Annotated in this window: 21 protein-coding genes; 4 read left to right on the forward strand and 17 right to left on the reverse strand. The window is 67.5% G+C overall.

Going from position 1 to position 23,914, the window contains the following annotated elements; all coding sequences use genetic code 11:
* Window positions 1-7: 7 nt before the first annotated feature.
* From gatC to JE033_RS02605, 7 genes are all read right to left on the reverse strand, one after another.
* On the reverse strand, window positions 8-328 hold the full coding sequence (gene gatC, locus JE033_RS02575; protein WP_090148286.1) for an Asp-tRNA(Asn)/Glu-tRNA(Gln) amidotransferase subunit GatC: 321 nt from the start codon (window positions 326-328) through the stop codon (window positions 8-10).
* 76 nt (window positions 329-404) lie between these two features.
* Window positions 405-1,061, reverse strand: a complete 657-nt coding sequence (locus JE033_RS02580; protein ID WP_200329273.1) for a DNA-3-methyladenine glycosylase I — start codon at window positions 1,059-1,061, stop codon at window positions 405-407.
* 121 nt (window positions 1,062-1,182) lie between these two features.
* Window positions 1,183-3,552: an NAD-dependent DNA ligase LigA gene (gene ligA, locus JE033_RS02585; protein ID WP_200329275.1), complete on the reverse strand. Its 2,370-nt coding sequence runs from the start codon at window positions 3,550-3,552 to the stop codon at window positions 1,183-1,185.
* 29 nt (window positions 3,553-3,581) lie between these two features.
* Complete coding sequence (mnmA, locus tag JE033_RS02590) at window positions 3,582-4,748, reverse strand: tRNA 2-thiouridine(34) synthase MnmA (protein ID WP_090148280.1); 1,167 nt, start codon at window positions 4,746-4,748, stop codon at window positions 3,582-3,584.
* Between the two features lie 85 nt (window positions 4,749-4,833).
* Window positions 4,834-6,027 (reverse strand): cysteine desulfurase family protein, encoded by a 1,194-nt coding sequence (locus JE033_RS02595; RefSeq protein ID WP_200329277.1) that lies wholly within the window; start codon window positions 6,025-6,027, stop codon window positions 4,834-4,836.
* A gap of 10 nt (window positions 6,028-6,037) precedes the next feature.
* Window positions 6,038-7,003: a tetratricopeptide repeat protein gene (locus JE033_RS02600; RefSeq protein ID WP_200329279.1), complete on the reverse strand. Its 966-nt coding sequence runs from the start codon at window positions 7,001-7,003 to the stop codon at window positions 6,038-6,040.
* A gap of 77 nt (window positions 7,004-7,080) precedes the next feature.
* Window positions 7,081-9,108, reverse strand: coding sequence for a glycosyltransferase (locus JE033_RS02605; RefSeq protein WP_200329281.1), 2,028 nt, complete (start codon window positions 9,106-9,108; stop codon window positions 7,081-7,083).
* Between the two features lie 259 nt (window positions 9,109-9,367).
* Between JE033_RS02605 and JE033_RS02610 the strand changes: the two genes are divergently transcribed.
* Window positions 9,368-12,550 (forward strand): hypothetical protein, encoded by a 3,183-nt coding sequence (locus tag JE033_RS02610; RefSeq protein WP_200329283.1) that lies wholly within the window; start codon window positions 9,368-9,370, stop codon window positions 12,548-12,550.
* 4 nt (window positions 12,551-12,554) lie between these two features.
* Here the strand turns inward: JE033_RS02610 and JE033_RS02615 are convergent, their stop codons facing one another.
* Complete coding sequence (locus JE033_RS02615; RefSeq protein WP_090148269.1) at window positions 12,555-13,283, reverse strand: alpha/beta hydrolase; 729 nt, start codon at window positions 13,281-13,283, stop codon at window positions 12,555-12,557.
* Window positions 13,284-13,359: 76 nt separating this feature from the next.
* Between JE033_RS02615 and JE033_RS02620 the strand changes: the two genes are divergently transcribed.
* Window positions 13,360-13,887 (forward strand): ribonuclease H, encoded by a 528-nt coding sequence (locus tag JE033_RS02620; protein ID WP_200329286.1) that lies wholly within the window; start codon window positions 13,360-13,362, stop codon window positions 13,885-13,887.
* Window positions 13,888-14,235: 348 nt separating this feature from the next.
* Here the strand turns inward: JE033_RS02620 and JE033_RS02625 are convergent, their stop codons facing one another.
* The 7 genes from JE033_RS02625 to rpsB all read right to left on the reverse strand — a co-directional run bounded on the left by JE033_RS02625 (window position 14,236) and on the right by rpsB (window position 19,751).
* Window positions 14,236-14,904 carry a transglycosylase SLT domain-containing protein gene (locus JE033_RS02625; protein WP_090148261.1) on the reverse strand — a complete coding sequence of 223 codons (669 nt, stop codon included), beginning with the start codon at window positions 14,902-14,904 and terminating at the stop codon, window positions 14,236-14,238.
* A 78-nt stretch (window positions 14,905-14,982) separates the two neighbouring features.
* Entirely contained in the window at window positions 14,983-15,534 is a 552-nt protein-coding gene (locus JE033_RS02630) for a DivIVA domain-containing protein (protein ID WP_370567888.1), read from the reverse strand.
* A 50-nt stretch (window positions 15,535-15,584) separates the two neighbouring features.
* Window positions 15,585-16,502: a phosphatidate cytidylyltransferase gene (locus JE033_RS02635; RefSeq protein ID WP_200329289.1), complete on the reverse strand. Its 918-nt coding sequence runs from the start codon at window positions 16,500-16,502 to the stop codon at window positions 15,585-15,587.
* 5 nt (window positions 16,503-16,507) lie between these two features.
* Window positions 16,508-17,062 (reverse strand): ribosome recycling factor, encoded by a 555-nt coding sequence (gene frr / locus JE033_RS02640; protein ID WP_090148253.1) that lies wholly within the window; start codon window positions 17,060-17,062, stop codon window positions 16,508-16,510.
* Between the two features lie 63 nt (window positions 17,063-17,125).
* Entirely contained in the window at window positions 17,126-17,845 is a 720-nt protein-coding gene (pyrH, locus tag JE033_RS02645; RefSeq protein WP_200329291.1) for a UMP kinase, read from the reverse strand.
* A 129-nt stretch (window positions 17,846-17,974) separates the two neighbouring features.
* Complete coding sequence (gene tsf, locus JE033_RS02650; protein WP_090148248.1) at window positions 17,975-18,805, reverse strand: translation elongation factor Ts; 831 nt, start codon at window positions 18,803-18,805, stop codon at window positions 17,975-17,977.
* 40 nt (window positions 18,806-18,845) lie between these two features.
* Window positions 18,846-19,751 carry a 30S ribosomal protein S2 gene (rpsB, locus tag JE033_RS02655; RefSeq protein ID WP_200329293.1) on the reverse strand — a complete coding sequence of 302 codons (906 nt, stop codon included), beginning with the start codon at window positions 19,749-19,751 and terminating at the stop codon, window positions 18,846-18,848.
* 304 nt (window positions 19,752-20,055) lie between these two features.
* On the opposite strand from rpsB, the gene JE033_RS02660 reads away from it, so the two are divergent.
* Window positions 20,056-20,565 carry a murein hydrolase activator EnvC gene (locus JE033_RS02660; protein ID WP_200329295.1) on the forward strand — a complete coding sequence of 170 codons (510 nt, stop codon included), beginning with the start codon at window positions 20,056-20,058 and terminating at the stop codon, window positions 20,563-20,565.
* A gap of 18 nt (window positions 20,566-20,583) precedes the next feature.
* Here the strand turns inward: JE033_RS02660 and JE033_RS02665 are convergent, their stop codons facing one another.
* Both JE033_RS02665 and JE033_RS02670 read right to left on the reverse strand, forming a co-directional pair.
* Window positions 20,584-21,522, reverse strand: a complete 939-nt coding sequence (locus JE033_RS02665; RefSeq protein ID WP_200329297.1) for a tyrosine recombinase XerC — start codon at window positions 21,520-21,522, stop codon at window positions 20,584-20,586.
* A gap of 68 nt (window positions 21,523-21,590) precedes the next feature.
* Window positions 21,591-23,363 carry a bifunctional diguanylate cyclase/phosphodiesterase gene (locus JE033_RS02670; RefSeq protein WP_234037224.1) on the reverse strand — a complete coding sequence of 591 codons (1,773 nt, stop codon included), beginning with the start codon at window positions 23,361-23,363 and terminating at the stop codon, window positions 21,591-21,593.
* Between the two features lie 201 nt (window positions 23,364-23,564).
* Here JE033_RS02670 and JE033_RS02675 point away from each other — a divergent pair, with 201 nt between their 5' ends.
* Window positions 23,565-23,897, forward strand: coding sequence for a hypothetical protein (locus tag JE033_RS02675; RefSeq protein ID WP_090148237.1), 333 nt, complete (start codon window positions 23,565-23,567; stop codon window positions 23,895-23,897).
* Window positions 23,898-23,914: the final 17 nt, after the last annotated feature.

Below are 23,914 nucleotides of genomic sequence, written 5' to 3' on the forward strand. Positions count from 1 at the left end.
GCGGCGCTCATTGCTCTTCACCGAGGATCGACGACACGCGGAACATGCCGTCGGTGGTCTCCGGTGCGTTCGCGAGCGCTTCCTCCTGCGTCAGCACGTCGGAGACGATGTCGGGCCGCGTGACGTTGCTCAGTGGAATGGGGTGACTGGTCGCGGGGACATCGGGGGTCGTCACCTCGCCGACCTTCGCGATGTGGGTCAGGATCGAGTCGAGGTCGCTGGTGAGCGCCCCGATCTCGTCGTTGGTGAGGGCGATTCGTGCGAGGCCCGCGAGATGTGCGACGGTGTCCGCCGTGATCTCGGTGCTCGCCGCGCTGGCTTCAGGCATGCTGCTCCATCGGGAGGGGTCATCTGGGAACGCCCACCATCCTATCGGCGGCTCGAGCGCGAGATCTCAGCGGCGCTCAGCCGGGGATTCGCGGGGCCGTCACCGGAGCCTGAAACGGCAGATCGGCTCCCGCCCAGGTCCCATCGGGCGACCAGAGCTCCGAGCATCCGCGTCGATGACTCGTCGCCACATGCGCGTCGACGATCCCGATCGCCGTCATCAGGGCGTAGACGGTCGTCGGACCGACGAACGCGAACCCTCGGCGTTTGAGCGCACGCGCCAACGCTGTGGATTCCGAGGAGAGCGTCGGTACGTCGACGTCGCGCGCGGGCACGGGCGATCGCTCCGGGCGGAACGACCAGACGAACTCTGCGAGGCCTATCCCATCCTCCTCGCGGAGCCGAAGGGCCGCCCGCGCGTTCGCGATCGTGGCGATGATCTTCCGCTCGTTGCGAATGATGCGCGCATCGGCGAGCAACCGCGTGACGTCGCCATCGCTGTAGCGCGACACCTGCTCGATCGAGAAACCGTCAAATGCCTCGCGGAATGCGACGCGCTTGCGCAGCACCGTCAGCCACGACAGTCCTGATTGGAACGCCTCGAGGGAGAGACGTTCGAAGACGCCGTCGTCGTCGAACACCGGCATCCCCCACTCCGCGTCGTAGTAGGCCGTCAGCAGCGGATCCTGCAGTGCCCATGCTGCGCGAACCGGTGTGTCAGTGTTCTCTGCCATCGGCGCTCCTTCACGAAGATCGGCGCGGCCTGCAGCCGCTATCGGTCATCTCACCGTATCTTCCGCGAGATGCGCAGACATGTTCGAGCGGACGGGTGTGCATAAGTCGACAAATTTCGTCTCACTCAGCGTCTGTGGGCGGAGAATCAGGCTGTCCGATCGCATCCGGCCCCTCCGTCACGAGCAGCGCGAACTGAGCTGCATCGAGCACCGGGATGCCCAGTTCTTCGGCTTTCGCGAGCTTCGAGCCCGCCCCTGGCCCGGCAGCGACGAAATCGGTCTTCTTCGAGACACTCGAAGCGGCCTTCCCGCCGGCGGCGATGATCGCTTCGGTCGCGCCCTCACGGGTGAATCCGTCGAGCGATCCCGTTGCCACGATCGTGAGTCCGGACAGCACCCCGTCCGCACCAGCGGCACCCGGCCCGGCATGCCCGGGAGTGGCCCATTGCACGCCGGCGGCGCTCCACCGATCCACGATCTCGCGGTGCCAATCGACGTCGAACCAGGCGATCAACGATTCCGCGATGATGCCGCCGACCCCGTCGACCTCGGCGAGCGCCTCCTGCGACGCGCTGCGGATGGCGTCGAGCGAACCGAACCAGTCGGCGAGCGCCCGAGCCGCTACGGGCCCGACGTGCCGGATATTGAGCGCGACCAGCAGACGCCAGAGCGGTTTGGTCTTTGCTCTCTCGAGCTCGGAGAGGAACGTCTCGGCGTCGCGAGAAGGCCGGACGACGCGATGGTCTTTGCGAAGCCCCGCTCGACGTCGCTCGGCTGCGCTCAGCCCATCGGCGGCAGGTGGGTATTCGTAAGTCACGCGCTGGAACGGCGCGCGCCGCACGAACTCACCCGTTGCCTCGTCGACGCGCTGCTCGCCCGTCTCGGCGTCCCGGACGATCACCTCGATCGGCACGATCTGCTCCAACGTCAGCTCGAAGAGCCCCGCCTCGGTTTCGAGGGGCGGCGCTGCAGGCACCTCGGGCTGCGTGAGTGCCGCCGCGGTGATCTCACCGAGTACCTCGATGTCGAGCGCTCCGCGCGAGCCGATGTGCTCCACTCGGCCGCGCACCTGCGCGGGGCATGCTCGGGCGTTCGGGCAGCGGAGGTCGATGTCGCCCTCCTTCATCGGCCGGAGCGGCGTACCGCACTCGGGGCAGACATCGGGCATCTGCCATTCTCGCTCCGTGCCATCCCGCAGCTCGAGCACGGCACCGAGCACCTCCGGGATCACGTCGCCCGCCTTGCGCAGCACGACGGTGTCGCCGATCCGCACGCCCTTGGCCTGGACGACCTGCTGATTGTGCAGCGTCGCCTGGCGCACCGTCGAACCGGCGACCTTCACCGGCTCCATGACGGCGTACGGTGTCGCGCGCCCAGTGCGTCCGACGCCGACGCGGATGTCGATGAGGCGCGTGTGCACCTCCTCGGGCGGGTACTTGTACGCGATCGCCCACCGCGGGGCCCGGCTCGTCTCTCCGAGTTCTCCGTGCAGCGAGAGCTCGTCGACCTTCACAACGATGCCGTCGATGTCGTGCTCGACATCATGGCGGTGCTCCCCCCGATCCTCGATGAACGCGGCGACCTCGTCGACCGAGTCGAACACTCGCGAGTGCGGCGAAACGGGCAGACCCCACTCCGCCAGAAGCTCGTACACGTCCGACTGATTCTCAATGGCCGGATCCGGCCATGCACCGATGCCGTGCACGTACAGCGACAGCCTCGCGAGGCGCTCCCGCATGAGGGTGAGCTCGGTCTCGGACTTCTTCTCCGCTCGCTGGCGCAGGCTCCCGGCCGCGGTGTTACGGGCGTTCGCGAATTCGGCGTACCGCACGGGAATCTGCTCGATGTCGCGCCCCTTGGCCGACTGCTCGTCGATGTAGGCCTGCTGCAGTTCGTGCTGGCGCTCATTCAGTGCGGCGAAGTCCTCGGAGGTCAAGAACACCTCGCCGCGAGCTTCGAAGAACGATGGGAACCCGCTTCCGTGCAATCTGCGCGGAATCACCGGGATGAGAGCCACATTCTCGGTGATGTCTTCTCCGACGCGCCCATCGCCGCGAGTGGTCGCCGTCTCCAGTACGCCGTCTCGGTACGCGAGGCTGATCGCCAATCCGTCGATCTTGAGCTCGGAGAGCCAGCGCACGGGGCGACCGGCTGCGGTGCGGACCTTCGCCGCCCACTCGCGGAACTCCTCGATGGAGAAGACGTTGTCCAGACTGAGCATGCGCTCAGCGTGCTGGTGCTCGGGAAACCCTGCCGACACCACAGCAGCCCCGACTTCGCGAGTCGGGCTGTCCTGGCTCGCCAACTCGGGGAATGCCCGCTCGATCGCTTCGAGCCGACGGAACATCTCGTCGTACTCCGCGTCCGATACGAGGCTCGATGCTTCGGAGTAGTAGGCGACGCGCAGTCGCTCGACCTCGTCGGAGAGACGCTTCGCCTCCTCGCGGGCTGCGTCGAAGTCTTCGGGGATCTGCTGCGCGTTCGTGCTCACGCCTCCAGTGTAGAAGCGAGGTCCGACATTCAGGAGCGGGTTGCGGCCGTCTCCAGCGGCACCGCACGATCGATCGTGAACTGCCCGAGTACACGCGTTCCCACGTAGAGCACGGCTGTCTGCCCCGGCGCCACGCCGACGAGCGGCTCCGCGTGCTCGAGGTCGATATCGACGACGACCTCGTGGGTCGCGTCCGCGCGATGCAGCTCCGTTCGCTCCTCCGGCAGGATCGGCTCGAGCCTGGCGAAGGCGGGCACGGGATCGGCGTGCGCCCGGATCTGCACATCGCATCCGAAGCGCTCCGAGAGCTCGAACCCGGGCTCCCCGGCCCAGCTGAAACGTCCCCCAGCGATCCTGGAGATCTCGAGCTGCTCTTTCGGGCCGACGACGACCTGATTCGAAACGGGGCGGATGGAGAGCACGTATCTCGGCTTCCCGTCCGGAGCCGGGCGCCCGAGCTGCAGCCCGCGGCGCTGGCCCACCGTGTATCCGTGCGCTCCGTCGTGACTGCCGACGACGTCGCCCGACTCATCGAGAATGTCTCCGGGCGTGCGGTCGACGTGATCCGAGAGCCATCCTCGCGTGTCTCCGTCGGGGATGAAGCAGATGTCGTGGCTGTCCGGCTTCTGAGCGACCTGCAATCCGCGCTCCGCGGCCTCGGCCCGGATGAGCTGCTTCGACGGGGTATCGCCGAGCGGGAAATAGCAATGAGCGAGCTGGCGCTCCGTCAGCACGCCGAGCACGTACGACTGATCCTTCGCCCAAGCGCTCGCACGATGCAGCTCCGGGCCGTGAGCACCCTCCGCGAGTGTCGCGTAGTGTCCCGTCGCGACCGCGTCGAAACCGAGGGCCATCGCCTTGTCGAGCAGGGCGGCGAACTTGATCTTCTCATTGCAGCGCATGCACGGGTTCGGTGTGCGGCCCGCAGCGTACTCAGCGATGAAGTCGTCGACCACGTCTTCTTTGAACCGCTCGCTCAGGTCCCAGACGTAGAACGGGATGCCGAGCAGATTCGCGGCGCGGCGCGCGTCCATCGCATCCTCGATGGTGCAGCACCCCCGCGAGCCGGTGCGGATGGTGCCGGGCATCCGACTGAGCGCCAGATGCACGCCGACCACTTCGTGGCCGGCCTCTACAGCGCGGGCGGCGGCCACGGCAGAGTCCACGCCCCCGCTCATCGCTGCCAAAATCTTCACCAGAGCATTCTAGTCGTCCGAAACCCGGGAGTCGACTCCGCGAAATCGTCGGCTGCCCGTCGCGGATCGGACCGCGAGGCTCGAGTCAGCTGAGCCCTGCCGCACGGGCCGAACGCAGCGCCGCAGGGAGCGCCGCGAGGAGCGCATCCACCTCCGACTCCGTGCTCTCCTGGCCCAGCGTGAAACGCAGCGCCCCTGCCGCGTCTTCGGGCGCGACCCCCATGGCGAGCAGCACATGCGAGAGCTCGGCCACCCCGGCCTGGCACGCGGAGCCGACGGAGACCGAGACGCCGGCACCGTCGAGGAGGAAGACGAGCGAATCCCCTTGACAGCCAGGGAAGGTGAAGTGGGCATTGCCCGGTAGTCGGCCCGCACCGGCTGGGGCTCCGCGGAGCACCGCGGTCGGATCCGCCTCGCGCACGCCGGAGATGAGTCGGTCGCGCAGGCGCTCCAGGTGGGCGAGGCCATTGCGTCGGGGACGCCCCTCCTCGTCGAGGAGCATCTCGAGCGCCGCAGCGAAGGCTACGGCACCGGCGACGTCCTGCGTACCGGAACGGGATCGCTGCTGGCTCCCGCCGTGCAGCAGCGGCTCGACGGTGACCCGGCGGCCGAGGATCACGGCGCCGACGCCGACCGGTCCACCCACCTTATGCGCCGAAAGGCTGAGCGCCGAGGCTCCCGATGCTGCGAAATCGATCGGAACCTGCCCGAGCGCCGAGACGGCGTCGACGTGGGCCGGCACGCCGTGGGCCGCGGCTATCGCGCACAGTTCCCGCACGGGTTGCAGCGTGCCGACCTCGTTGTTCGCCCAGAGAAACGAGATGACCGCGACTCGATCGGCGCCCGCTGCGGCGATCGCGGCTTCGAGCGCCCCCGGCGTCAGCAGGCCGTTCTCATCGATCGGCACGCCGACCAGCTCCGCGCCCTGAACATCACGCAGCCACTCCGCGGTCTCCATGGTCGCGTGATGCTCGCCCTCGGCGATCAGCACGACCGGCCCTGAACCGGAGCGACGACGCGACCAGTAGAGTCCCTTGAGCGCGAGATTGATCGACTCTGTCCCGCCCGCCGTGAGGATGAGCTCGGCGTGGTCGCAGCCGACCATCCGGGCGATGCTGTCGCGGGCAGCCTCCAGCAGCTGACTCGCCCGCTGGCCGTGTCCGTGCGTCGACGCCGGGTTCCCCACCGTGCGGAGTGCATCGGTGTAGACCTCCAGCACCGCTTCGGGCATCGGCGATGTCGCAGCATGGTCGAGATACGCGCGCCCGCCCACCATCATGGCGTCGCGCTCAGTAGAGGAGGTTGGCGAGACGGCTGCGGGCCGCTGCGACTCGCGGATCGGCGACGCCCACGACCTCGAACAGTTCGAGCAGCCGTTCACGGATCGTTGCTCGCCCCTCGGCATCCTGCTCGACGAACAGGTCGAGCAGCCGCAGGAAGGCGTCTTCCACATGGCCCCCGGAGACGTCCAGATCTGCGACGCGGAGTTGCGCCTCGACGTCGCCGGGCGCGGCTGCCGCACCGCTGCGAATCTCGTCGGCGCTGAGCCCCTGCAGGCGATGCAGCAGTTTCACCTGCACGAGCGCAGCTCGCGCTTCGGCGTCCGCCGGGGAGCGCGTGAGCACGGCCTCCCACTCGGTGATGGCCTGCTCGTAGTCACCGCGCTCGGCGGCTTCGATGGCCGCGAGGTGCGCCGCTGGAATCTCCGGTTCTGCCGGAGCGGCCTGCTCGTCAGCGTCCTCGATATCGGGAGCGTTCACGCGGCCGGTGACGCCGTGCTGCTCCGCGAGCTGCAGGAGCTGCCCGAAGTACTCGCGAACCTGCTCCTCGGGAACCGGGCCTTGGAAGAGGGGAACCGGCCGCCCCGCGACCAGTGCGATGACCGTTGGAACCGCCTGCGCCTGGAACGCCTGCGCGAGACCGGGGCTGGCATCGACGTCGATCCTGGCCAGGAGCAGTCGTCCGCCGAGTTCGCGAGTGACCTGCTCGAGCACCGATCCGAGCGACACGGAGGGCTCGCTCCGAGCAGACCACAGCAGTGCCACGACGGGGACGACGCTGGAAAGCTGAGCGGCCTGCTCGAATGTGGCATCGGTGACGTCGATGACGAGCGACGGGACATCGACGACGGAGCCGCCAGCAGCGCTCCCGGGCGCCGCAGATGGGGCACCCCCCTGGGGAGCAGCCGCGCGCGCTGCGAGGTGGCTGAGATCCACCCCTCCACCTGGCAGTCGCTCTGGAATCTGCTGTGTCATCGTGATCGATCCTTCCTCATGTTCGGTCCTCATCGACGGGGCGGCATGAGCCGTCTGGCCGCGGCGCCCCGTCGACGCTAGTTCGTGACGCCGACGAGCTCGCTCGTGACGCCGAGCAGCTCGATCTTCGCATCCTCCGACTTGCTGGGCACGAAGAACAGCATCTGGTGCGCGACTTGCTGTACGAGACGCTCCTGCTCGCCCTCCAGGCCGGAGAGCGCTGTGATCGCACCCTGCGCCTGCGGTTTGAATCGGCCGCCGGCAGCGTCGACGATCTGCTCATCGATGACGGTCGTGGCGACCAGCGCGCCGCCGGCACCCGTCGAGAGCGCGACGACCGGCGCGTCGCCCTGTCGGGCAGTCGCGCTGTACTTCATCGTCTGCCCCTTCTCGTCGGATTGCTGCTGCGCCGCAGCGGCACGAGCCTTGCCGTAGTTCTCGAGGAGCGTGTCGCTCTCGAGGTCGAAGAGCTCGGCCTCCGGAGCTTCAGTGCCGTTCTCGAGCAGCGAAGCGTAGGCTGCCCCGACCTCGCCGGGCGGCAGCATCAGCGTCTCGATGTCGTTGGAAAGCAGTGCCGTGCCGTCCTCGGCCGGAGCCGCCTGAGGCATTGAGATGCCTCCGCGCAGCGCGATCACGCGCGACACCTCGAAGTTCTCCTGCGGCGACTGCTGCGTCATGATCAGGGCGAGAGACGGAGAGGTCTGCTCATCGGTCGCGCCGTCGCCCGCTTCCGCATCGGCGTCAGCCGCTTCGGAAGCGGCATCCGCCGAACCGTCGGCGGTCCCGTCGGCCGCAGCATCGGCATCGGTCTTGCCGGACGACGACGCCACGGTGACGAACGCGGTTCTCGGCCAGGACTCCGTGCTCTGCACCAGCGCGTAGTCGAGTTCTTCATCGGTGATCCTGGGCGGAACCACCGCATAATCGGGCACCGACGCGCGAATCGTGTAGTTCGCCGTGCGCTGTGCGAGGGCGTCGTCGACGAACCGCTCGTCGAGCGCGGCCGCGTCGAGGTCGTCGTCGCCCTCGTTCGCCGCCGCGGAGACCTGCTCGACGATGCGATGCAGTTGCGCTTCCGTGACGGGCACCGGCGCGATGGACGACGGCTGCGCCGTCGGAGTTTCTTCCACCGGCTTCGGGCCCATCTGCGGCCAGTACTCGGCGGAGCAACCCGACAGCCCGAGCACCGCGGCGATTCCCAGCACGGGGAGCAGGCGGCGCCCGTATCGTCGGTTCTGCCTCGTTCGGGCGATCATGCCGTCCCGACCCGCTCGGTTCCGAATGTTCAGCGTCATGCGCTCTCCTCTCGGCGGAGCGTCTGCACGGGCATCGGCTCGCGGCGCAGCACTCCGACCGCGGCGCTCCGGTCGTGCGAACGCATTCCTCAACCCTTGCAGCGGTCCTCGGCGTCCACGGCGAGGACCGAGGCCCCGACGATCATGGTCGACGGCGAGCAGGTACAGCACCGCGCCGACGATCGCGAGCACGCCTCCCGCTGCCAGCAACGGCCCGGCCCACGGCGTGCTGCGATCCTGCGCCCACACGAGGGACACCTCGCTCGGGATCGGGTCCGTCCCGTTGGTCGCGATCAGCACCGACTGGTCGACGGCGATGGACACCGGAACGCGGAGCGTCTCGGTCTCGGTCTCGGTCGATCCTCCGTTGCCGTCGATGAATCGGGAGTCGAGCCACAGGTCGCTCCCCCGAGGGTCGAGCCCGTCGCCCGCTTCGTCGGCCTCCGTCGTCGCGGCTCCGGAACCGGTCTCCGGCGCTTCCGCAGGGGCCCCGGGGATCAACGCCGTGAGGAGTCGCTGCTTCCGCTGGTCCACGGTGAGTTCGGCGTGCGGGAACGGGGCCAGCCAGGCATCGACGTCGCGTGTCATCGCGGTGGCGACGAACGCGTCGGCGCCCTGCACCACGACGTTCGCCTGGCCGGGGAGCTTCGAGAACTCGGTGCCGTCGACCACGGCGAAGGCCGCTTCCGACTGGGTGTCGACGGGCAAACTGATCTCTGCCGGACCGGCGAGGAATGTGCGCTGCCCGAGCCCGAGCAGCAGAAGCACTCCAGACAGCACGAGCACTGCGATCGCAAGCGCATGTCGCACGGGATCTCCTCTACTTTCGCGTCGGTCCGGGAGCGAGCGATGGAAGCCGCGGGGCCCGAACACGGATCTTCAGCCTCCAACGCTACCGGAGCTTCCCGGGTGTGACATGAGGACTTCGTTTCTGAGGCCTTCGCCACGACCGCCCGGAGGGGCTCTGCTCCCCTGCCGTCCGCCGTCGGTTACGCTATCGTTGGGGGGCAATTGTGTTCTCGTCGCGACCCGGTCGGGCACGCGACGACATTCAGATTCCGGAGGGCCCGTGTCCGAACCAGCCCAGCAGTTCTCCCCCGCGTTCCGCGGTTACAACCGTGATGAGGTCGACGAACGCGTCGGCGCGCTGACCGGTCACATCGCGACCCTGCAATCGCACCTCGAATCCCTGCAGCAGGCGCACCGGCAGGCATCGCAGGCCGGGGACGAGCAGCGGCAGCTGATCGCCGATCTGCAGGAGCAGGTAGCCGAACTCGGCGCCTCCGGGTACTCCGGGCTCGGGCTTCGAGTGGAGAAGAGCCTGCAGGTTGCCGAGGATCACGCCCAGCGACTGATGGCGCAGGCGGACCTCGACGCTGAGAAGCTGCGTCGCTCCTCCGAGGAGGAGAGCCGCCGGGTGCTCACCCAGGCGCAGCGACGCGCCGACGAACTGCTGACGTCGGCTTCGGAGCAGGCGGAGATCATTCTGACGGGTGCGCGCAACGACGTTGCGACGCAGAGCGCCGCTGCGAATTCCGAGCGCGAGCGGCTCCTCGATGAAGCGCGCAGGGAAGCCGAGCTGACCCGGAGCAGCGCCGAGCGAGAGGCGCTCTCGGAGCGCGAGACCGCGCATCGAGAGGCCCAAGCCGCGATCGCCGCGGCCGAAGCGCAGGCCGAGCGGATCACGACGGAATCCCGTGCCGCGGCCAATGAGCTCCGCGCCCAGACCGAGATCCAGGCCGAGGCGTTCGAGCGCCAGAAGGCGGAGAACGAGCGCGAGGCGGAACTCGAGCGTGCGCGCCTCGTGCAGGAGGGCGAGCGGGCCCGCGCGGAGTTCGAAGCGAGACGACAGCGCGAAGAAGCTGAGCTGGAGGAGCGCTACACCGAGCAGCAGCGCACCCTCGAGGCGGACATCGAAGCTCAGCGACGCGCGCTCACCACCGAGGTCGAAACGCTCCGCGGACGCATCGCGCAAGAGCGGGCCGAGCACGATGCAGCACTCAGCCAGGAGCGGGAGGTGCACGACCGTCGCCTGCGCGCCGAGGCTCAGACGCACGTCGACCGCATCGCTCAGGAGCGAGCGGAGCACGAGGCCGGCATCGTCCGAGAGCGCGAAGCGCTCGAGCAGGAGTTGACGAGCCGGGCCGCGCAGTCAGAACGAGAACGAGAGCGAGCCGACGCCTCGGCGGCCGAGGATCGCGCCGCGGCCGCTGCGAGCCTGGAGACGCGACTCGCAGCGCAGCGCGAGGATCACGACCGGCTCCTCAAGCGTGAAGCTGCAGCGCACCGAGCGGAGCTGTCGAACGAGCGCGATGCTCACGACGCAGCACTGGCGGCCGAAATCGCCGAGCATCGCGAACTGATCTCGCGCGAGCGAAACGAGCACGAGACCAGCATCAGCGCCGAGCGCTCGGAGCACGAGGCCGCCATTCGCGAGGAGCGCGCCGCGCACGATGCCGCCCTCAGCGACGAGCGAGCGGCGCACGATGCCGCCCTCAGCGACGAGCGAGCGGCGCACGAGGCCCGCATCGCCGACGAGCAGCAGCGGCAGGAAGTGCGACTCTCGGATGAACTCGCCGCTCACGTATCGCGGCTCGCGCAGGAGCGGGACGCCCACGAGGCCGCCATCGCCGAGGAGCGGACCGCTCACGACCGTGCCATCACGGAGGAGCGCTCCCAGCACGACGCGGATCTTCGATCCGAACGGGAGTCGCACGATACGGCGATCGCTTCGGAGCGAGCTGCCCACGAGCGGCGCATCGCTGAGGAATGGGATGCGCATCGCGCGACGATCGCGCATGAGCGCGAGGACCACGACGCATCTCTCGCGGCAGAACTGAGTGAGCACGAGACGCGGATCCAGGCGGAGCGCGCAGAGCACGAGGCTGCGCTGGCTGCCGGTCGTGCCGAGCTCGCGAGCGAGCAGGAGGCTGCGCGGACAGCGCTCGAACGGGAACTCACCGCGAAGCAGGAAGAACACGATGCCCGCCTGACAGCCGAGGTCGCGGCGCACGAAGACCGACTCGGCGCCGAGCTGGCAGCCCATCAGGATCGCGTGATCTCCGAATGGGACGAGCATCGCCAGCGCATTGCCGCGGAGCTCACCGCTCACGAGCGCGAAATGCTGGAGACGCGAGAAACCATCGCACGTCAGCAGGAGCGGGATCAGCAGGAGCACGCAGCGAGGATCGCCGACGAGACGACCATTCACGAAGAGCGCCTGGCATCGCAGTCCCGAGAGCACGAGCAGCGACTGGCCGATGAGCGCGCCGCCGAGGCGGAGCGGCTCCGGATCCAGCGTGACGAGGCGGCCGAGGCGCTCGGCCTCGAGCGGGAGAGCCTCGAACTCCAGATCGAGCGCGAGCGAGCACGCCTCGCCGATGATGTGTCGCGGGAGCGCGAGGAGCACGAGCGCACGATCGCGGCGGCGGTCGCGCAGCACGAGGCGGACCTCGCGCGCGAGCGCGAGGAGCAGGCAGCCGCTATCGAACGCGAGGTCGCCGCGAAACGCGCAGCGGTCATCGAAGAGACCGATCTGTTGCGCGCAGACACTGTGGCAGAACTGGCCGAGCATCGCGCCGAAGAAGAAGCGCGCCTGGCGCGTGCGCGCGAAGAGACCGAGGACGCGGTGCGCCAGATGACGGAACGCATCGAGCGGGAGAGCGCGACCTTCAGCACCGGCATCGCGCAGCAGCGAGAGGACTTCGAGCGCGATCTCGCGGAGCGTCAGCGTCTCGCATCTGAGACGTCGCAACGGGAACTCGAAGCCACGCGATCCGAACTCTCCGAGCTCAAGTCCCAGTTGGAAGCCGCGCGCGAGGAATACGAGCGCCTGAGCACGGAAGCGACTCAGGATGCACGAAACGTGCGTGCAGCAGCGGAGCGCCATGCCGCCGAGATCGTCATGGAGGCGGAGCAGCGCGCCCAGACGACGTTCGCCGCTGCTGAAGAGCGCGCGACCAAGGTGCTCGCGGCCGCTGAGGATCGGATGACGCAGTTGAAGGTCGAACGCGGTGCCGTAGCGCGCTACTTCGAGAGTCTCGGCGAGGTCATCACCAATGCGCAGAAGATGAGCACGGTCGCGGGCCGACTTGTGGCGCAGCCCATCGCTGAGGCGCTGCCAGCCGACGAGGCCGAGTCGACCGCAGCGGCTCGCTCCACCCCGGAAGACGCCCGTGCCGCCTCGGCAGACTCGTCGGAGCCGGGCGCCTCTGAAGCGCCAGGGACCGACACGTCTTCGACGACGCAGTGACGCGTTAGCGCTGCAGCCGATCCTCTTCGACGACGGTCGGAAGCGGAGCGGCTGCAGTGCCGACTGCTGAGACCACCTCGTCGAGCACCCGGCGCGTCTGCTTCTCCCCCACCCACAGGTGCCGACCGCCCTCGACCGGTATGAGCGTCATCCGCGGCACGCTCGCGAAGCGCTGCTCGGCCTCCGCCGGGCGCAGGTAGTCGTCGAACTCCGGGATCAGCGCGACGAGTTCTGGTGCGGCCTGCTGCCATGACGCGACGTCATCCGCTGTCGCACGGTGGAGCGGCGGAGACAGGAGGATCGCCCCCGCTATCGGATGCGCAAGGCCGTACTTCAAGGCGAGCTCCGTTCCGAACGACCACCCGAGCAGCCAGGGATTCGGCAGCCCTCGTTCCGCGACGAAGGCCATCGCCGCCGCTACGTCGTGCTCCTCGGACACCCCGTCGCCGAATTCTCCCTCGCTGGTGCCGCGGGGAGATGAGGTGCCGCGCGTATTGAATCGCAGCACCGCGAGGTCGGCCAGCTCGGGAAGCCGATTCGCGGCCTTCCGAATGATGTGGGATTCCATGAACCCGCCGGCCGTCGGGAGCGGGTGCAGGGTGACGAGCGTGGCTCGAGGCTCGCGGTCCGCAGGAAGCGCGAGCTCTCCGTAGAGTGTGAGCCCGTCGGCAGTATGCAGCTCCACATCCTCGCGACGCGCTCGCAAGACGGTATTGCTCGTAATCTCCACCATGCCGTTCACCCTTCACTCCAAGCTGATGCCACCAGCCTATCCAGGTCGGCGCCTACGCTCTGGCAGGATAGAAGCCATGGCACTTACGGCAGCGGCAGACGGCTCGGCACTCGGAAACCCAGGCCCCGCCGGTTGGGCCTGGTACGTCGATGACGAGCAGTGGCGGGCAGGCGGCTGGCCGCGCGCCACGAACAACCAGGGCGAACTGATGGCGGTGCTCGACCTCCTCACTGCGACATCGGACCGCGCAGAAGAGCCCCTGCGCATCCTGTGCGACAGCCAGTACGTGATCAATTCCGTGACGCAGTGGATGGCCGGATGGAAGCGACGGGGCTGGCGGAAGGCAGACGGAAAACCCGTTCTCAATCGCGAGTTGCTGGAACGCCTCGACGCTGCGATGTCAGGACGTGACGTTTCGTTCGAGTGGGTCAAGGGTCATGCCGGGCACCCGCTCAACGAGGCCGCGGATCTCCGCGCCCGTGCCGCCGCGACGGCGTTCCAGGCGGGCCGCCAGCCGGATCATGGCCCGGGCCTTGCCTCACGGACTCCCGCGTCGCCCGTGGTCGATGCGCCGCAGACCGTCGCACCCCCGACCTTGTTCTAGTTCACTGAGATCGGCGAGGGCCGATGCTCGGTGTGCTCGGTCTCAAGTCAGTCGCCAGCAGTGCGCGTGATAATGGCGGCGATCCCGGACCGCGGCCTCGTCGCCGAAGAAATCGTCGGCCCGCCAGGCTACGACGTGGGATTGCCCCGGAGGGATCTCGATGCGGCATGACGGGCATACGTAAGCCTTCTCAGCGCGCTGGGACGGGATGTCGCGAACGAACCACTCGGTTCCGGCTCGGGATTCGGTCCTGGCACCTCCGTGAGCGAGACGCGTCACGTCAACCTGCGGGGCGAGCGCCGCGCGCTGGTACTTGTTCGGGCCCCGGCGCTTCGCCATGACGCCCGGTCACCACCAGTGGTTGGCGGTCCAGAACGCGTACGCCTGAGCCCATCCCCCGTAGCGATCAGCAGCGTAGCCCGAAGCCCACCGGAGATTGTCGACTGGATCGTATCCGTTGCCGGGAACCTTGCTGCACGGAAGGGCCTGAATCAGCCCGCATGCTCCGGAGCTCGCGTTCGTGGCATTCGGATTCCACGTGCTCTCACGTGAGGCGATGTAATCGACGTAGCCCCAGTCCGACTCCGGAATTCCCGCAGCCGCCATCCACTCCGCCGGTGAGCCGCCGCCCGTGTACTTCGGCGGAGCTCCGGGGGCATCCGAAGCTGGGGCGCCCCCTGCCTCAGCTTCGTCTTTCGCGGCTTCCTCCGCTTCCTTCGCGGCCTTCGCCGCGTCGGCAGCCCGCTTCGCCTCTTGCTTCTTCCGAACCTCCTCGGGATCCGGCAGCTCTACGACGCCGACCTCGGTGTAGACGAGATCCGCTTCAGCCGTGGTCGCCGGGATGAACTCCTGATGGATGCGCTCCTGGAACGCCAGCGTCTCCGCGTCAGCCGGCTCGCTCGGCATCGCGAACGGAGCGACGATCGCTGCACCCAAGAACCCGGATACCGCGAGCACCGCGACCGGAGCTCGAAGCTTCGACCAACGGGAGACGGGAGCAAACTTCACGATAGCCACAATGTAACGATTCTATCTCGGCAGCCTCGAATCGACAACCGGGAGGAGCGGATCGTCCCGAAACCTGTTGCCCGAGCGCTAGCGGGTGGCAAGGATCAACTCGACGACGGCGTCGAGCAGCGCGTCCACCTGTTCTTCGTCGTACCCGCGCCACTGCGAATGGAATACGACGTCGCGCACCTCTGCGGGCTGCAGGGCGAGCTCACGGCGCTCGAACATCTCCGACACGCGATCGAGGAACGCATCGACCTGAGACCGGCGGTACCCCGTCGCGAACATCCCACGACGCCGAAACCGCTTGCCTCGCGGACGATTGATGCGTCCGCGCACTTCCGAGAGCAGTTGGCGGGTCTCATCCCACCAGGCGTCCTCGCCCGCCGCGCGTACCCGCGCACGCCGCTCCCGCTCGTAGAACACCTCTTCCAGGCGATCCATCGCCGCATCAACGTATCGCGCCGAATACCCGCCGCGCTTCACCGCGAACGCGCGGCTCCGCACCGCGGCGGAGGTCATCGCCTCGCCTTCCGTCGCACCTTCGTACGCGGAGCGGGCATCGTTCAGGAAGCGGTCGACCTGCTCCGGCTGATAGCCGAGCTGCGAGCCCGTCGCGAGCGGGAATGAGGTGTGCACCCGACCATTCTGCACGGAAGCCGTGTCCGCCGGCTGAGAGCGCCGCGCCATCACACGACACCCAGCGCGAGCGCGACGCCGTAGACGCCCACCGCGGACGGCAGCAGAGAATCGAGGCGATCGAGAAAACCGCCGTGACCAGGAATCCAGGAACTCATGTCTTTCACACCCAAATTGCGTTTGATGAGGGACTCGGTGAGGTCGCCGCCCGTCGCGGTGAAGAGCACCACGACGCCGATGATGATGCCGACCCACCAGGGCTGTCCGAGGGCGAGCACCGATACCAGGACGCCCGCTCCTGCCGCAACGATCGCAGCCCCTGCGAAGCCCTCCCAGGTCTTGTTCGGACTGATCCGGGGGGTCATCTTGCGCCTGCCGAACGTCACGCCCGCTGCATAAGCGCCCACGTCGACCGAGACGACGACCAGAACGAGCGCGAACACCCACCACTCGCCGTGCTCCGCGAGCACCAGCAGCACGGTGAACGATGCCAGGAATGCGACGTACACGAGCGTGAACCAGCCGGAGAAGACGTCACGCACGAGTGTCCGCGCCGGCGCCTCCCAACGCGGCACGAGGCCTTCGACCAGCCTCCAGAGAATGAGCAGCAGCGATCCGGCGAAGAGGCCCATGAGCATGCCCTCGGCGCCCCAGAACGCCGCACCGGCGACCACGACGAGGCCTGCGAGAACGACGCCCACCCGGGGCACGCGCCGGCCGGCCACCCGGAAAGCCGAAGCGAGTTCCACGAGCGCGATCCCGACCAGGATCGCCACGAGCACGATGAAGATCTGCTTCACCAGCAGCAGACTCGCGAGGAACACACCGCCGAGAATGACTCCCGAGGCGATGGCGAATGCGAGATTGCGGCCGGCTCGAGCCTCGATGCGAGCATTCGTCGCTTCGAGCTGCGCGCGAGTCGATTCGAGCGCGCTTCGAATCTCGTCGCGTTTCTCCGAGCCGGCCATCCGGATCAGACCTCCAGCAGCTCGGCTTCTTTGCGCTTGGACGCCTCGTCGATCTGCTCGATGAACTGCTTGGTGACCGCCTCGAGCTCCTTCTCAGCGCGAGCGATCTCGTCCTCGCCGACCTCGCCCTTGAGGGCGTCCAGGTCGTCCTTGCCGGAGCGACGCACGTTGCGCACCGCCACGCGAGCATCCTCGGCCTTGCCCTTGACGATCTTGACGAACTCCTTGCGGCGCTCAGTCGTCAGCTCGGGAAGCGACAAGCGGATGACCGTGCCGTCGTTGGACGGGTTCGCACCGAGGTTCGGCATATCGCGAATCGCCTGCTCGATGCCCTTCATCGCGCCCTTGTCGTAGGGGGTCACGAGCAGACTCCGAGCATCCTGGTTCTGCACCGAAGCGAGCTGCGACAGGGGCGTGGGGGTTCCGTAATAGTCGACCTGCACGTTCTGCAGCAGCGACGGGTTCGCACGCCCCGTGCGAACCGTGGCGAAGCTCTCCTTCGCGGATTCGACCACACGGCTCATGCGGTCCTTGACGTCGGCGAAGACTTCTTCGATCACGGTGTACTCCTTAGTGAAAACGCTCGGATTTCCAGCTTAGCGGGCACCGCCCGCAAGGCGGTGTCAGGCGTGGACGAGTGTGCCGAGTTCTGCGCCTCGCAGCGCAGCTGTCACGTTTCCGGCCGGCTCCATGCCGAAGACGCGCATCGGCATGCCGTTGTCCATGCAGAGGCTGAAGGATGTGGAGTCAACGACCTTGAGGCCGCGCACGAGAGCGTCGTTGTAGGTGATCTTCTCGATGAGGGTCGCATTCGGCTCCTGCCGCGGGTCGGCCGTGTAGACGCCGTCGACGCCGTTCTTCGCGACCAGCACCTCATCGGCCTGGATCTCGAGCGCGCGCTGCGCGGCAACGGTGTCGGTCGAGAAGTACGGAAGGCCGGCTCCCGCCCCGAAGATCACCACGCGCCCCTTCTCGAGATGTCGGATTGCGCGCAGCGGGATGTACGTCTCAGCGACCTGCGTCATCGTGATCGCCGACTGCACGCGCGTCTCGATCCCTGCTTGTTCGAGGAAGTCCTGCAGGGCGAGCGCGTTCATGACGGTTCCCAGCATGCCCATGTAATCGGCGCGCGCGCGATCCATGCCGCGCTGCGAGAGCTCAGCGCCGCGGAAGAAGTTCCCTCCCCCGACGACGACGGCGACCTCGGCCTCTTCCATCGCCGCGGCGATCTCGCGCGCGATCTGGCTCACCACGTCTGGGTTCACTCCCAGCGTTCCCCCTCCGAAGGCCTCCCCCGAGAGCTTCAGCAGTACGCGACGCTTACGATCGGCGGTCTTCGTCATGTGGGGTGTCTCCTTGTTTCGAACGTGGACGCTGGAAGCGTCGTCGGGCCCGGATCGCATCCGGAGCCCATATTAGTGCGGACACAGCACGGGACCCGAGCCGTCTGGCCCGGGTCCCGGTGTGTGTGGTTAGGCGCCGACCTTGCAGCGCGCGAAGCCGGTGACGGTGATGCCTGCGGCTTCAGCGACCTTCTTCACCTCGCGCTTGTCTGCGTCGAGCGCGTGAACCTGCTCGTTGAGTGCGACCTGCTTGAAGAACGCGGTCAGACGACCTTCCACGATCTTCGGCAGTGCGGCCTCGGGCTTGCCCTCGTTCTTGGAGATCTCCGTGACGAGTGCGCGCTCCTTCTCCACATCGGCCTCGGGCACATCCTCGCGGCTCAGGTAGAGCGGATCCGCGAATGAGATGTGACGCGCGATGCTGAGCGCAGCCTCGGCGTCGTCGCCCTCGTACCCCACGACCACGCCGATCTGCGGCGGCAGATCCTTCGAGGTCTGGTGCAGGTACACCGAGGTAGCTGGTGCTTCGACGCGCGACAGCTTGCGCACCTCGATGCGCTCGCCGATGATGGCGGCTTCCTCGGTGATGACGTCGGCGACGGTCTTGCCCTCGGCGGGGGCCGCGAGGGCCTCCTCGACGGTCGAGGCCTGCGCCGCGACGATCGCGTCGAGCACGCGCTCCGCCAGAGCGATGAACTTCTCGTTCTTCGCGACGAAGTCGGTCTCGCAGACGAGCTCGATCATCGTTGCGGCGCCCTCGGTCTGCCGAACGGCGACGAGGCCTTCGCTCGCCTCGCGGTCGCCGCGCTTGGCGACGCCCTTGAGGCCCTTGAGACGCAGGATCTCGATGGCCTTCTCGACGTCTCCGTCAGCCTCGATGAGTGCGTTCTTGCTGTCGAGCATGCCGGCGCCGAGGCGATCGCGCAGCTCCTTCACAGCGGCCATGCTTACTGCAGCCATGTGTGACTCCTTCAGTGGTCGTTCGGTGAACGGTCAGAGATTATTCTGCGGCCGGGGTCTCGGCAGCGGCCTCGGCCGGTGCCTCTTCCGCTGCGGGTGCCTCTGCAGCGGCAGGTGCCTCCTCGGCAGCAGGTGCCTCCTCGGCAGCGGCAGCGTCGGCGGCCGGCGCCTCTGCGGCGGGAGCGTCGGTGCCGAGCAGCTCGACCTCCCACTCGGCGAGCGGCTCAGCGGCCTGCTCGGAACCCTCCGACGGCTTCTGGTGGCGCTCCATGAGGCCCTCAGCAGCAGCATCGGCGATGACGCGGGTGAGCAGCGCGACCGAGCGGATCGCGTCGTCGTTGCCCGGAATCGGGTAGGTGACCTCGTCGGGATCGCAGTTGGTGTCGAGGATCGCGATCACGGGGATCCCGAGCTTCTTCGCCTCGTCGATCGCGAGGTGCTCCTTCTTGGTGTCGACCACCCAGAGAGCCGAGGGGGTCTTGCCCATGTGGCGGATTCCGCCGAGCGACTTCTGCAGCTTCTCGAGTTCGCGCTTCTTGAGGAGGAGCTCCTTCTTCGTGAAGCCGCTCGTCGTGCCCTCGAAGTCGAGCTGCTCGAGCTCCTTCATGCGCTCCAGTCGACCGGTGACCGTCTGGAAGTTGGTGAGGAGTCCACCCAGCCAACGCTGGTTCACGTAGGGCTGGTTGACACGGGTCGCCTGCTCGGCGATGGCCTCCTGCGCCTGCTTCTTGGTGCCGACGAAGAGGATGTTGCCGCCACGGGCAACGGTCTGCTTCACGAACTCGTACGCAGCATCGATGTATCCGAGCGACTGCTGCAGATCGATGATGTAGATGCCCGAGCGCTCGGTGAAGATGAAGCGCTTCATCTTCGGGTTCCAACGGCGGGTCTGGTGTCCGAAGTGAACGCCGCTGTCGAGCAGCTGGCGCATGGTAACGACGGCCATTGCCGTCCTCCTGTCCTGCGCACCCTCGCGGGCGCGCCTATTACGGTTGACATCGGTCGCGATTGCGACCAGATCCTGGTGCCCTCGGGATCAGCCGCCGCGCTCGATACGAGCACGGACCGTTGGCGTCACTCCGATGCGTGGGCACGCGAAGTCACCTCTTGCAAGGTGCTGGTCCAGTGTACACCAGCGCAGTCACCGTTTGATTCGCTCACACCACTCAATTCTCGGACGACCCGCGCGACTTCCTCACAGCCGCGCTGGTACCGACCATCCAAAGCACGTGTTGGTCCACGATGTCTGCATGAACGCACGAATCGCACTGATGCCGCGGGGGCGCTGGCTCATGGTCGGTGCATCTCTCTGGCTCGCTCTGACCCACTCCACGGCAATGACGGGTGCTTCTGGCGAAGCGCGCTGGCTGCCACCACTGGAACTGCCCGGCTTTGTGATCCTCGAGACATTCCGCGCGCCGCCGCACGAGTACGGGCCCGGCCACCGGGGCATCGACATCGCTGCACCGACGGGCGCGGTGGTGCGGGCGCCCGCGGGCGGGACGGTCAGCTTCGCTGGCTCCGTCGTGGACCGACCCGTGATCTCTGTGCGCGTCGACGACCAGACGGTGTACTCGATGGAACCCGTGTCCAGCGATGTGCGGCAGGGAGACACCGTGGGCATCGGCTCCCCCATCGGCACCGTCGGCGAGGGCGGTCATTGCGGCGCGCGGTGCGTGCATCTCGGAGTGCGCATCGACGGATCGTATGTGCATCCGATGCGGTACTTCGTCAGCCGACCCGTGCTGCTGCCGTGGTGAGCGCTGGCGGTGCGGTTCTCACGCGCGGGGGTGCGCCTGCCGATAGCTCTGCGCCAGCCTCTCGGTCGAAACGTGCGTGTACACCTGCGTGCTCGCCAGACTCGAATGCCCCAGCATCTCCTGCACCACCCGCAAGTCAGCCCCACCGTTCAGCAGATGGGTCGCCGCCGTGTGGCGGAAGGTGTGCGGCCCCCTCGGGCCTCCTCCCGTCTCCTCCCCGAGCTCCCGTGCCACCATGCGGTACACCGCGTTCGGAGTCAGTCGCCCCCCGCGGCTCCCCACGAACAGGGCTCCGTGATCGCTCGGGGGCGGAGCAGCGCGGGGCGACTGCGCAGCGCGGGCGAGCAGCGCGGGGCGAGCGAGCGTCGCGTACGAATCCACCACGCGTGCGGCGGGGCCGCCGTACGGCACGACTCGCTCCTTCCCTCCTTTTCCCAGCACTCGGACGGTGCGGGCTTCCGTGTCGACGCCGCTCAGCGGCAGCGTGCACAGCTCGGAAACGCGCAGCGCGGCGGCGTACAGCAGCTCGAACACGGCATGGTCGCGGAGCGATTCGGGATGCTCGACGGTCGCACGTGCCTCGACGCGCGCGAGCAGTCGGCGCATCTGCTCATCGGCGAGGACTCGAGGAAGATCCCGCCCTGCTTTCGGCGCGCGCAGTCGGGATGCGGGGTTCCCAGGCACGAGTCGGGAACGCTCGAGCCAGACTCCGAACGACTTCAGTGTGGCGACGTTACGGGCGATGGTCGTCGCCGCGAGCCCTTGCTGCTGCCGCTGCCACAGCCACTCGCGCATGAGCTCGATGTCGCAGGAGGCGAGATCGTCGCGATCGGAAGCCGCAGCGAATGAGACGAACCAGGCGAGGTCCCGCTGGTAGGCGCGCACGGTGTGCTCCGAGTAGCCGTACTCCAGTTGCACCGCCGCGAGGAACCGCTCGACGGCTGTAGACAATCGCATGGTCTCATTCTCGTCGTTCGCGCACTCCGGGCCCCCCGCATCGGCGGAGTGTCCCCTCGCCTGCGGCGTCATGGGCGCGGGAGCAGGATCTGTCCCGTTTCGAGTCCCGTGTCACGACCGGCTCCCTGAGCACCGGGCGCATCCGCGTCTTCGCTCTGCGAGGGGTCCGACGGCCCGGCACCTGGTCGGCCGGTGAGGAATCCCTGGATCTCGTCGAAGCCTTCGAGCTTGAGGATCTCGCGCTGCTGTTCGGTTTCCACGCCTTCCACCAGCACTGTGGCCGTCAGGGCGTGGCCGAGGGCAAGAATCGCCCGAAGCACATCGCGGGTGCGAGACGGCTGCAGACTCTCGTACAGCACGGAGCGGTCGATCTTCACCCGGTCGAAACCGAACGAGAGCAGCGTGTCCAACGATGAGAAACCGGTCCCGAAGTCGTCGAGCGCGATGAGCACGCCGAGCCTCTGCAATTCCTCGAAGGTCGAGACGACCTCTTTCCGGTGCGAGATCAGCGTTGATTCGGTGATCTCCAGTTCGAGCCTGCCGGGTTCGAGCCCGCTCTCCTCGAGGGCGCGCGTCACCGACCCCAGAAACTGATCGTCTGTGAGTTGCGCCGCTGAAACGTTGACCGCCACGCGGGAGCTGTTGCCCCAGCCCGCTGCATCTCGGCACGCGCGTCGCAGCACCCACTCTCCCAGCTGCACGATGGTGCCGTTGGCCTCGGCGATGGAGATGAACTCCCCCGGATGCAGCAGACCGAGAATGGGGTGCCTCCACCGGACGAGGGCCTCCCATCCCACGACGGCTGCATCCTTCAGCGACGACTGCGGCTGATAGAGCACGGTGAACTCGTCGCGTGCGATGGCGCCCACAATCTGCCGTCCGAGGAATCGACGTGAGGCTGAATGCTCGAGCAGGCCCTCGCGGTAGCGCATCGCGTCGTCGGCTCCGCGCTCCTTCGCGTCGTACATGGCGGCGTCAGCGCGCACGAGCAGCTCGGAGATGTCGCTCGCATCGGCCGGGAACCGAGCGATCCCGATACTGGCCGGCACTGTTCTCGTCTTCTCGTGGAAGCGCACCGGTGCGCGCATGGCATCGGTGACGCCGTCGACGAAGTCTTCGACCGATTGCGGGTCGGGCGTCAACGCGGCTGCGGCGAATTCGTCCCCGCCCAGTCTGGCGGTCACGATGCCGAGTTCTTCCCTGCGATGCAGGTTCTCGGCGGTGGCGCGCAGCAGCTCGTCGCCCGCCGCATGCCCGAGCGTGTCGTTGATTCGTTTGAAATCGTTGAGGTCGATGATCGCGACCGCGAACGGAGCCGCATCGGCGGACCACTGGGCGAGTTCCGAGAGGAACGCAGATCGATTCCACATCCCGGTGAGCGGGTCCGTGGAGGCTGCGCGGCGGAGCGCATTCGAAGCCTCGCGGGCAACGGTGACGTCTCGCGTGATCTTCGCGAAACCGATCACGACGTCGCGATCGTTCCGCACTGCGTTCACCGTGACGTGGGCCCAGAACTGCGACCCGTCCTTGCGCACCCGCCAGCCCTCCGTCTCGATCCGGCCGTCACGGTTCGCAGATGCGAGGATGCGGGCGGGTAAGCCATCGGCCCGGTCTTCCCCGGTGAAGAACGTCTCGAAGGACTTTCCAACGATCTCGTCTCTCCGGTACCCCTTGATGCGCTCTGCGCCGGAATTCCAGGTCGTCACGAGCCCGCCAGGCGAGAGGAGATAGATCGAGTAGTCCTGCACCGCGTCCACGAGGTAGCGGAACATCTCGGCTTCGCCATCCATTGCGGCCTCTCCATCGATCATGCGGTCGCTCTCGCGACCGTTCAACTTCATTTCGACCACGCGCGACGGCGACCGATGAATCTCCAGCGATTGTATGGCCTCTCCATATGCGGATTCTCGCCGATGATGCTTCGCGGTCGGAACCGGGTTGCGGCGCCAGTTCCCGACGGGCTGTACGCGCCCAACCTCACTCATTCTCAAACGCTCAAATAGTTACTTTCTCAGTTGCTTAAATTATGTCATACTTCTTGTATGGGATACATACTGCACGGTGGCCGGGAATACGAGTTCGAAGACCGCACGCTCGCTCACCTGAAAACGGTGATCGGGATGAAGCTCGCGAAACGGGAGGGATTCTTCCTCAGCTGGGCGGTTGATGCGAGCCGGGGAAGCGGGCGACACGAGGTGTGGATCTCGGAGCACTCCCCGATCGCCTTCCGCTTCAGCGGGGGCAAGACGCCCCAGCTGAATCCCGCTTGGATCAAGGCACTCATGGCGATCTCGTACACCCCGCGCGGCCTCGTCGCCCTTCAGGAGAACGATGCCACCAAGTGGGCGCAACGCAACCCGCTCCTCGCCGCCTGAGCCCGCTGCGAACGCAC

Source organism: Leucobacter sp. L43 (genome assembly GCF_016597785.1).
Classification (GTDB): domain Bacteria; phylum Actinomycetota; class Actinomycetes; order Actinomycetales; family Microbacteriaceae; genus Leucobacter; species Leucobacter alluvii.

Excerpts from the sequence above, each read along its gene's own strand:
- JE033_RS02675 (WP_090148237.1), top strand. The coding sequence starts at position 23,565 with ATGGGATACATACTGCACGGTGGCCGGGAATACGAGTTCGAAGACCGC.
- JE033_RS02595 (WP_200329277.1), bottom strand. The coding sequence starts at position 6,027 with ATGATGGTGGGCGGGCGCGCGTATCTCGACCATGCTGCGACATCGCCG.
- JE033_RS02600 (WP_200329279.1), bottom strand. The coding sequence starts at position 7,003 with ATGACACAGCAGATTCCAGAGCGACTGCCAGGTGGAGGGGTGGATCTC.
- pyrH (WP_200329291.1), bottom strand. The coding sequence starts at position 17,845 with ATGACGAAGACCGCCGATCGTAAGCGTCGCGTACTGCTGAAGCTCTCG.
- gatC (WP_090148286.1), bottom strand. The coding sequence starts at position 328 with ATGCCTGAAGCCAGCGCGGCGAGCACCGAGATCACGGCGGACACCGTC.
- JE033_RS02665 (WP_200329297.1), bottom strand. The coding sequence starts at position 21,522 with ATGCGATTGTCTACAGCCGTCGAGCGGTTCCTCGCGGCGGTGCAACTG.
- JE033_RS02670 (WP_234037224.1), bottom strand. The coding sequence starts at position 23,363 with ATGAAGTTGAACGGTCGCGAGAGCGACCGCATGATCGATGGAGAGGCC.
- JE033_RS02660 (WP_200329295.1), top strand. The coding sequence starts at position 20,056 with ATGAACGCACGAATCGCACTGATGCCGCGGGGGCGCTGGCTCATGGTC.
- rpsB (WP_200329293.1), bottom strand. The coding sequence starts at position 19,751 with ATGGCCGTCGTTACCATGCGCCAGCTGCTCGACAGCGGCGTTCACTTC.
- JE033_RS02615 (WP_090148269.1), bottom strand. The coding sequence starts at position 13,283 with ATGGTGGAGATTACGAGCAATACCGTCTTGCGAGCGCGTCGCGAGGAT.
- JE033_RS02580 (WP_200329273.1), bottom strand. The coding sequence starts at position 1,061 with ATGGCAGAGAACACTGACACACCGGTTCGCGCAGCATGGGCACTGCAG.
- tsf (WP_090148248.1), bottom strand. The coding sequence starts at position 18,805 with ATGGCTGCAGTAAGCATGGCCGCTGTGAAGGAGCTGCGCGATCGCCTC.
- JE033_RS02620 (WP_200329286.1), top strand. The coding sequence starts at position 13,360 with ATGGCACTTACGGCAGCGGCAGACGGCTCGGCACTCGGAAACCCAGGC.
- JE033_RS02635 (WP_200329289.1), bottom strand. The coding sequence starts at position 16,502 with ATGGCCGGCTCGGAGAAACGCGACGAGATTCGAAGCGCGCTCGAATCG.